This window comes from Ectothiorhodospira mobilis (genome assembly GCF_900114895.1).
Classification (GTDB): Bacteria; Pseudomonadota; Gammaproteobacteria; order Ectothiorhodospirales; family Ectothiorhodospiraceae; genus Ectothiorhodospira; species Ectothiorhodospira mobilis_A.
The window spans coordinates 35,912-43,268 of record NZ_FOUO01000018.1; the positions used below are offsets into that span (position 1 = coordinate 35,912).

7 protein-coding genes and 1 rRNA gene are annotated in these 7,357 nt (G+C 68.4%); 7 read left to right on the forward strand and 1 reads right to left on the reverse strand.

All coding sequences use genetic code 11. The features are described 5' to 3' along the window. The first annotated feature begins 20 nt into the window (after window positions 1–20). From menC to hemG, 7 genes are all read left to right on the forward strand, one after another. Window positions 21–1,025, forward strand: a complete 1,005-nt coding sequence (gene menC, locus BM214_RS11070) for an o-succinylbenzoate synthase (protein ID WP_090487103.1) — start codon at window positions 21–23, stop codon at window positions 1,023–1,025. Continuing rightward, window positions 1,022–2,392 (forward strand): AMP-binding protein, encoded by a 1,371-nt coding sequence (locus BM214_RS11075; RefSeq protein WP_090487106.1) that lies wholly within the window; start codon window positions 1,022–1,024, stop codon window positions 2,390–2,392. The genes menC and BM214_RS11075 overlap by 4 nt, the downstream gene beginning before the upstream one ends. Beyond that, window positions 2,389–2,817 (forward strand): hotdog fold thioesterase, encoded by a 429-nt coding sequence (locus BM214_RS11080; protein WP_090487109.1) that lies wholly within the window; start codon window positions 2,389–2,391, stop codon window positions 2,815–2,817. The genes BM214_RS11075 and BM214_RS11080 overlap by 4 nt, the downstream gene beginning before the upstream one ends. 75 nt (window positions 2,818–2,892) lie before the next feature. After that, window positions 2,893–4,389, forward strand: coding sequence for a DUF2867 domain-containing protein (locus BM214_RS11085; RefSeq protein ID WP_090487112.1), 1,497 nt, complete (start codon window positions 2,893–2,895; stop codon window positions 4,387–4,389). Window positions 4,390–4,485: 96 nt separating this feature from the next. After that, window positions 4,486–4,941 (forward strand): SRPBCC family protein, encoded by a 456-nt coding sequence (locus BM214_RS11090; protein WP_090487115.1) that lies wholly within the window; start codon window positions 4,486–4,488, stop codon window positions 4,939–4,941. Between the two features lie 49 nt (window positions 4,942–4,990). Beyond that, window positions 4,991–5,707 carry a bifunctional demethylmenaquinone methyltransferase/2-methoxy-6-polyprenyl-1,4-benzoquinol methylase UbiE gene (gene ubiE / locus BM214_RS11095; RefSeq protein ID WP_090487117.1) on the forward strand — a complete coding sequence of 239 codons (717 nt, stop codon included), beginning with the start codon at window positions 4,991–4,993 and terminating at the stop codon, window positions 5,705–5,707. 85 nt (window positions 5,708–5,792) lie between these two features. Further along, entirely contained in the window at window positions 5,793–7,133 is a 1,341-nt protein-coding gene (gene hemG, locus BM214_RS11100) for a protoporphyrinogen oxidase (protein ID WP_090487120.1), read from the forward strand. Between the two features lie 129 nt (window positions 7,134–7,262). Here hemG and rrf read toward each other — a convergent pair. After that, a 5S ribosomal RNA gene (gene rrf / locus BM214_RS11105) occupies window positions 7,263–7,357 on the reverse strand; the annotation flags it as partial.

A 7,357-nucleotide genomic window follows, 5' to 3' on the forward strand; every position in this document is an offset into this window, starting at 1 on the left:
GGGCCAGTGTGTGCGTCCCCATGTCTAGCCTGCATCGCCTGCACCTGTGGCGTTTCCGTCTCTCCCTCACCGCCCCCCTGGATCTGGGGGCGGTAACCCTGGACCAGCGGGAGGGACTGCTGCTGCAATGGGAACGGGACGGGGCCCCCTGCGTGTGGTCCGAGATCAGCCCCCTGCCGGGCTTCAGCCCCCATGACCTGGAGACCTGTCAGCGGGCCCTGCAGGAGCGGCTCCGGCGCCCGGGGTCCCTGGCGGCGCGTCTGGGGGGGGACATCCGGGAGCTGCCCGCTGAGGTCCGCTTCGGCATCGAGGCCGGCCTGCTGCAGTGCACCACCCCCCTGCCCCCAGCGCGCCCCCTGCCCCGCTGCCGGCTGCTGCGCCATGATGATCCGGCGCGCTCGGGGCCGGCCCCGGGGTCGGCCTGCATCAAGCTCAAGGTGGGCCGCGCCGCCCCCCGGTCGGACCGGGAGACCCTGCGCGCACTGTTGCAACGCCTAAAGCCGGGTCAGCGTCTGCGCCTGGACGCCAATCGCAGCTGGTCCCTGGAAGATGCACGAACGGTGCTGGAGGGGATGGATCCGCAGCGCATCGAGTTCGTGGAGGAGCCCCTGCGCCCGGGACTGGACTACGCCCCCTGGCCGGGGATCAGCGCCGTCCCCTTCGCCTGGGACGAGACCCTGCGGGTGGACTCCGCCCCCTTCCCGGCCCGGGCCCTGGATACCCCGGGCCTGGGTGCCCTGGTGCTCAAACCCATGCTCACGGGCCTTACGGAAACCCAGCGCCTGATGGCCGCCGCACGCGCCCGGGGGCTGCAGGTGATCCTCAGCGCCGCCTACGAGAGCAACCTCACCCTGGACCTATACGCGCGTCTGGCGGATCATTGGGGGCTGCCCGGCCCCCACGGCCTGGACACCTTCTCGGTACTGGGCGAGGCCCTGCTGGCCCCCATCGACAGCCAGCCGGAACACCAGCAACACCCCCTATGCCCACAGGAGGCCCTTGAATCCCTCGGGACCTGGACATGAGCACCCTGCCCACCGACACCCTGCCCCGGCTGCTGGAGGTTCGGGCGCGCACCCATGCCGCTGCCCCGGCCGTGCTCCGTCCCGATGCCCCGGCCCTGGATTTCTCCGCCCTGGCCTCCCGGGTGGCGGATCGCGCCCGGATCCTAAGGGCCGATGGGATCGCCCCCGGCGACTGGGTCGCCCTGCGCACCCGGGCGGATCTCCTGGGCCTGGTGGACCTGTTGGCGATACCGGCGGCGGGGGCGTACCTGCTGCCCATCCATCCCAAGATGCCCGCAACACCCCTGGATACCCTGCTGCGGGAGCAGGCGATCCCCTGGATCCTAAGCGAACCCGGGACCACGGTGACGGCCACCGATTACGGCGGCGGGGAACCACCCTCCCGGTCCGAGGGCCTGCACGCCCCCTGCACCGGGGTGCTCACCTCCGGATCCACCGGCCGCCCCAAGGTGGCCGTGCACAGCCATGGCAATCACCTGTACAGCGCCCTGGGGGCCAATGCCGTGAACCCCCTGGGGCCGGGGGATCGCTACCTGCTCTCCCTGCCCACCTTCCACGTGGGCGGCCTGACCCTCCTGGTGCGGTGTCTGCTGGGCGGGGCCGCCCTGGTGCTGGGGGGGCGCGCTGAGGACGCGGCCTTCCTGGAGCACATGGGGGTGACCCATGTCTCCATGGTGGAGACCCAGCTGCAGCGTCTCCTGTCCGGGAAAGCCCTTCCCTCTGGATTGCGCACCGTGCTGCTGGGGGGCGGTCCGGTACGTCCGCATCTGCTGGAGGAGGCCCGCGGCCGGGGACTTTCCTGCTGGATGAGCTACGGCCTTACGGAGATGACGGCGCAGGTGGTGACCCACGATCCCCAGGGCCGGGCCCACATCCTGCCCCATCGGGAATGCCGGGTGGATGCCAACGGCGAGATCCTGGTGCGGGGCGATACCCTCTTCCTGGGCTACCTGGAGGGCGGAATGATCCGCTCCGCCACCGACGCGGAAGGCTGGTTCCATACCCGCGATTTGGGGCATTGGGAGAACGGAGGCCTGCACATTACCGGGCGGGCCGACAACCAGTTCATCAGTGGAGGGGAGAACATCCAGCCGGAGGCGGTGGAGGCGGTCCTGCACCGTCATCCCCGCATCCTCCGGGCGGTGGTGGTCCCTCGTCCCGATGCCGAGTTCGGTCAGCGGCCGGTGGCCTTCCTGGAGACGGACGGGGGGCTGGACGATTCGTCCTTGCGGGACTGGCTACGGCAACACCTCCCGCCCCACATGCTCCCCGTGGCCTTCCTGGAGCTGGAACCCACCCCGGACCTGAAGGTGCGCCGCGGCGAGCTGGCCCGCCGTGCCGCAGCCGGCGGCGCGGAGGCCCCATGAGCGCACCCTGGCAACGGCCGATCCCGCCCCAAGGCTTGGACCACCTGATCCCGGGCACCCTCATGGAGGCCCTGGGCATCCGCATCCTCGGGGTGGAGGGGGATACCCTCAGCGGTACCCTGCCCGTGGACCGGCGCACCCGCCAGCCCTTCGGGCTGCTCCACGGCGGCGCCAGCGTCGCCCTGGCGGAGACCCTGGGCAGCCTCGCCGCCTGGCTGGCCTGTCCCGAAGGATGCGTGCCCGCCGGGCTGGAGATCAACGCCAGTCACCTGCGCGCCGTGTCCGAGGGGACGGTGACCGGCCATGCCCGTCCCGTACGCCTGGGCCGCCGCCATCAGGTGTGGACCGTGGAGATCATGGACGAAGCGGGCCGGGCGGTGTGCACCTGCCGGCTCACCGTGGCCATCCAGCCCCAAAGAGACTGAGCACGGTATTTTTTGCATCGGGCGCCGTGGCGCCCATAATGGGGATATTCCCGCACGATGCGCAGGAGTTTCCCCATGCACACCCCGAGCAAGCAGGTCCCCGAACCGGACAAGGATGTACAAGTAGACCCCCGCCCCATCACGCTGGTCTTTGGCGCCAGCGGCTACATCGGCTCCAACCTGGTACCGCGCCTGGCCGCCGCGGGCAAGGCCCGGATCCGCGCCGTCTCCCGGCGGGCGGAGGTGCTCCAGGCCCGGGGCTGGGAAGGCGTGGAGTGTATAGCCGCCGATGCCCTCAAGCCGGCGACCCTGGACGCGGCCCTGCAGGGGGTGCGTACCGCCTACTACCTGGTGCACTCCATGGGTTCCGGACGGGACTTCGGCCGCCTGGACCGGGAGGCGGCGCACCATTTTGCCGAGGCGGCGGCCCGGGCCGGGGTGGAACGCATCATCTACCTGGGGGGACTGGCCCCGGCCTCGGCCCGCAGCGAGCACATCGTCTCCCGGCGCCAGACCGGCGATACCCTGCGGGAAGGCCCGGTACCGGTGACGGAACTGCGCGCGGGCATCATCGTCGGTCCGGGATCCGCCGCCTTCGAGGTGATGCGGGATCTGGTGCTGCACCTGCCGGTGATGGTCACCCCCAAGTGGGTCTCCCGGCGTTCCCCGCCCATCGCCCTGGAGAATCTCCTGGAATACCTGCAGCGGGCCCCGGACATCCCGGAGGCGGCCGGTTGCATCCTGGACGTGGCCGGCCCGGAGTACCTCACCTATGGACGCATGATGCACATCCTGGCCGAGGAGGCGGGTCACCGGCCCCCGGTGATCCTCCCTGTCCCCCTGCTCTCCCCGCGGCTCTCCTCCTACTGGCTGCGGCTGGTCACCTCCGTGCCCACCCCCATCGCCCGGGCCCTGGTGGACGGACTACGCGAGGACTACATCGCCGATGACGAGCGCACCCGCCAGCTCATACCCCAGCGGCTGCTGGATTTTCGCGAGGCGGTCCGGGCCGCCTTTGAGGCAGAGCGGCAACACGCCGTAGCCGCCCGCTGGACCGAGGGGGCCTTCATGTTCCGGGACTATCGTCTGGACTACAGCTACTACGCCAAACACGCCGGCGGCAGCGCCCTCGCCCGGGCCACCCCGCAACAGGTGTGGTCGGTGATCACGGCCATCGGCGGCGACAACCGCTACTTCGCCTATGAACCCTTGTGGCGCATCCGGGAGGCGGTGGACTGGATGCTGGGCGGTCCCGGGCGCAACTACGGCCGCCGGGATCCACTGGAGCTGCGCGTGGGGGACATGGTGGATTCCTGGCGCGTGGTGGGGCTGGAACCGAAACGGCGCCTCACCCTGGGCTTTGGCATGCGCGCCCCGGGGGCGGGGGTGCTGGAGTTCGAACTGACCCCCGTGGACGGGGGTACGCGCATCGACGTGGTCAACCACTGGCATCCGGCGGGCATGCCGGGCCTGATCTATTGGTACACTATGGCCCCGGCCCATGCCTTCCTCTTCAGGGCCATGGCAAAGAACATCGCGCAGCGGGCCGAGGCCCTTGACGACGTCGCTTGACCCCGCCGCCCCGCTCTGACATAACCCGGCCACCCCCGCGGGAGACGGCCACCGGGGCCGTGGCGGTCGACATCCCAAGCCATAGTGGAGCCGTTCATGCCGGTCATCGAACATGACATGCTCTTCCCGGCGGAGCCCGAGAAGGTCTATGCCCTCATCCGCCGGGTGGACGAATTCCCGCGTTACGCAGATGCGGTCCAATCCGTCGTCCCCCTGGACGAACGCACCTACCGCTGGACGGTGCATGCCAACGGGATGCAGTTCCACTGGGACGTGGCCATCGTCCAGGAGGACCCGCCCCGGGGCCTGAAGTGGGAGTCCCGCAGCGGCATCCGCAACACCGGACGTTACCGCCTGACCCCCGCCCGCGGCGGCACCCGGGTGCAATTGACCATCGAATATCACCTGCACAACCGTTTACTGGACAAGACCGTGGGACGGGTGGCCAAACCCATCGTCCATCACATCAGTGAGCAGGCCTTCCAACGCATCCGCCAGCGCCTGCTGGAGGAAGCCCGTGGGCAGGACGGCCCGTCCGAAAACCACACCTAAAATCCCTGCGGCCACCACAGCCCACCCTTCACCCTCATCCGGACACCCCATGGACAGACAACAACGCATCATCCAGATGTTCAACGACATCTCCCCCACCTATGACCGGCTCAACCGCATCCTGAGCTTTGGCATCGACCAGCGCTGGCGGCGCAATGCCTGCCAGGCGGCCCTCCAGAACCACGGTCGTCCGGTGCGGCATCTGGTGGACGTGGCCACGGGCACCGGGGATCTCATCCTGTGCTGGCGCGAGGCGGGCCGGGCCACCGGCACCCCTATTCAACAGGTCACCGGCGTGGACCCGGCCCAAGGGATGCTGGAACTGGCCCGGCGCAAGGTGAAGAATGCCCGATTCATCGAGGCCCCGGCCACCTCGCTGCCCTTGGAGGACGAGGCGGCGGACATGGTGAGCATCAGCTACGGCATCCGCAACGTACTGGATGTGGACGGGGCCCTGCGGGAGTTCCACCGTGTGCTGGAACCCGGCGGCCATCTCCTGATCCTGGAGTTCATGAGCCCGGCCCGGCCGGGACTGGTGGACCGCATCGGCCGGTTCTACATGTCCCGTCTCCTGCCCAAGGTGGGGGCCTTCATCTCCCGTGATCCCGAGGCCTACAGCTATCTCCCGGAATCCATCCAGGGCTTTCTCACCAGCCAGGCCTTGGTGGAGAAACTGGAGGCCGCCGGTTTCGAGATGGTCCAGGTCAAAGACGACACCTTCGGCATCTCCACCCGTTTCGTGGCCCGGCGGCCGCCGCGGGACTGAACAAAGCATCGAAACCCTAATCCCGGGGCCCGGCGCAGAGCTGCCAGCCCCTCATTCCCGATCCGACAAGAGGAGAATCCACATCATGCGGGTGGCGATCATTGGCGCTGGAATCAGCGGCCTGAGCACGGCCTTCTATCTGAAACGGAACCGGAGTGACGCCGAGGTACACGTCTTCGAGGCCAACGAGCACCTGGGCGGGACCATGCACACGGTGAACCGGGACGGCTTCCTCTTCGAGGAGGGCGGCAACGGCTTTCTCAGCAACAAGCCGGATATGCTCAAACTGGTGAATGAAAGCCAGGCCACCGACATCCTCATGCGCAGCGAGGACGCCGCGCGCCGGCGCTTCATCTACACGGACCGGATGCACCCCTTCCCGGACGGACCCGGCAAGTTCATCCGCTCGCAACTGCTCACCCCCGCGCAGAAGCTGCGGATCCTCGGCGAGGTCTTCGTCCCGCCGAAGCGGGACGATCAGGACGAGACCCTGCAATCCTTCGGGTACCGGCGTCTGGGCAAGGCCTTTACCGATGTCTTCCTGGACGCCATGACCGCAGGCATCTATGGCACCACCGCGGACCGGGTCTCCGTGCAGGCGGCCTTCCCCCTGGTGGTCAACCTGGAACGGGAATACGGTGGTCTGTTCAAGGGGATGATCAAGCGCCGCAAGCAGAGCGCCGGCCCGGGTGGGGTGCTCATGAGCTTCAAGGGCGGCATGACCACCATGGTGGACCATCTGCAGCAACAAGTGGACGCCCAGTGGCATACGGGGGCTCCGGTGGAGGCGATCACCCGCGATGGTGAAGGCTACCGGGTTCAGAGCGCCGGGGATGCCTTGAAGGTGGATCAGGTGATCGTGGCCACCCCCGCCTATGCCGCCTCCGAACTCCTGCAGCCCCTGGACTCGGAGCTCTCCAGCCAGTTGGCGGCCCTGGACTATTCCCCCATCGCCGTGGTGGGCTTCGGCTGGAAGGAACTGGACCATCCCCTGGACGGCTTCGGGCTCCTCACCACCGCAAACGCCGATCTCCCCGTCCTCGGAGTGCTCTGGGACAGCAGCATCTTCCCCGACCGGGCCCCGGAGGGCATGAAGAGCGTACGGGTGATGCTGGGAGGCCAGCGGGCCCCGCACAAGGTGGATCAGGATCCCGAAACCCTCATCCAGGAGGCCCTGGAAGGCGTACGCAAGGGACTTGGTATCGAAAAGGCCCCGGACACCACCTTCGTCAAGCGCTGGCCCAAGGGCCTGCCCGGCTACCCGGTGGGACATATCCAGGCCGTGGATGCCATCATGGAGCGGGCCAGCCAACATCGGGGCCTGCACCTCACCGGCAATGCCTACCGCGGCATCGCCATGAATGACTGTGTGCGCAACGGCCGTCTGACCGCGGAGGCCGCCGCCATGGTCGGACGAGTGAACTAACCCAGCTTGCCACCTCCCCCCGCCCCTATCAGCATGGGGCTGGGGGCAGGCAGGTGTGTAAGGAATGAATTGATTTGCACAAAAGAAAAACCCCCGGAGGCGAAGCCGTCCGGGGGTTTAGGTATAAGGGCCTGGCAGTGACCTACTTTCGCATGGGGAGGCCCCACACTATCATCGGCGCTGAGTCGTTTCACTTCCGAGTTCGGGATGGGATCGGGTGGTTC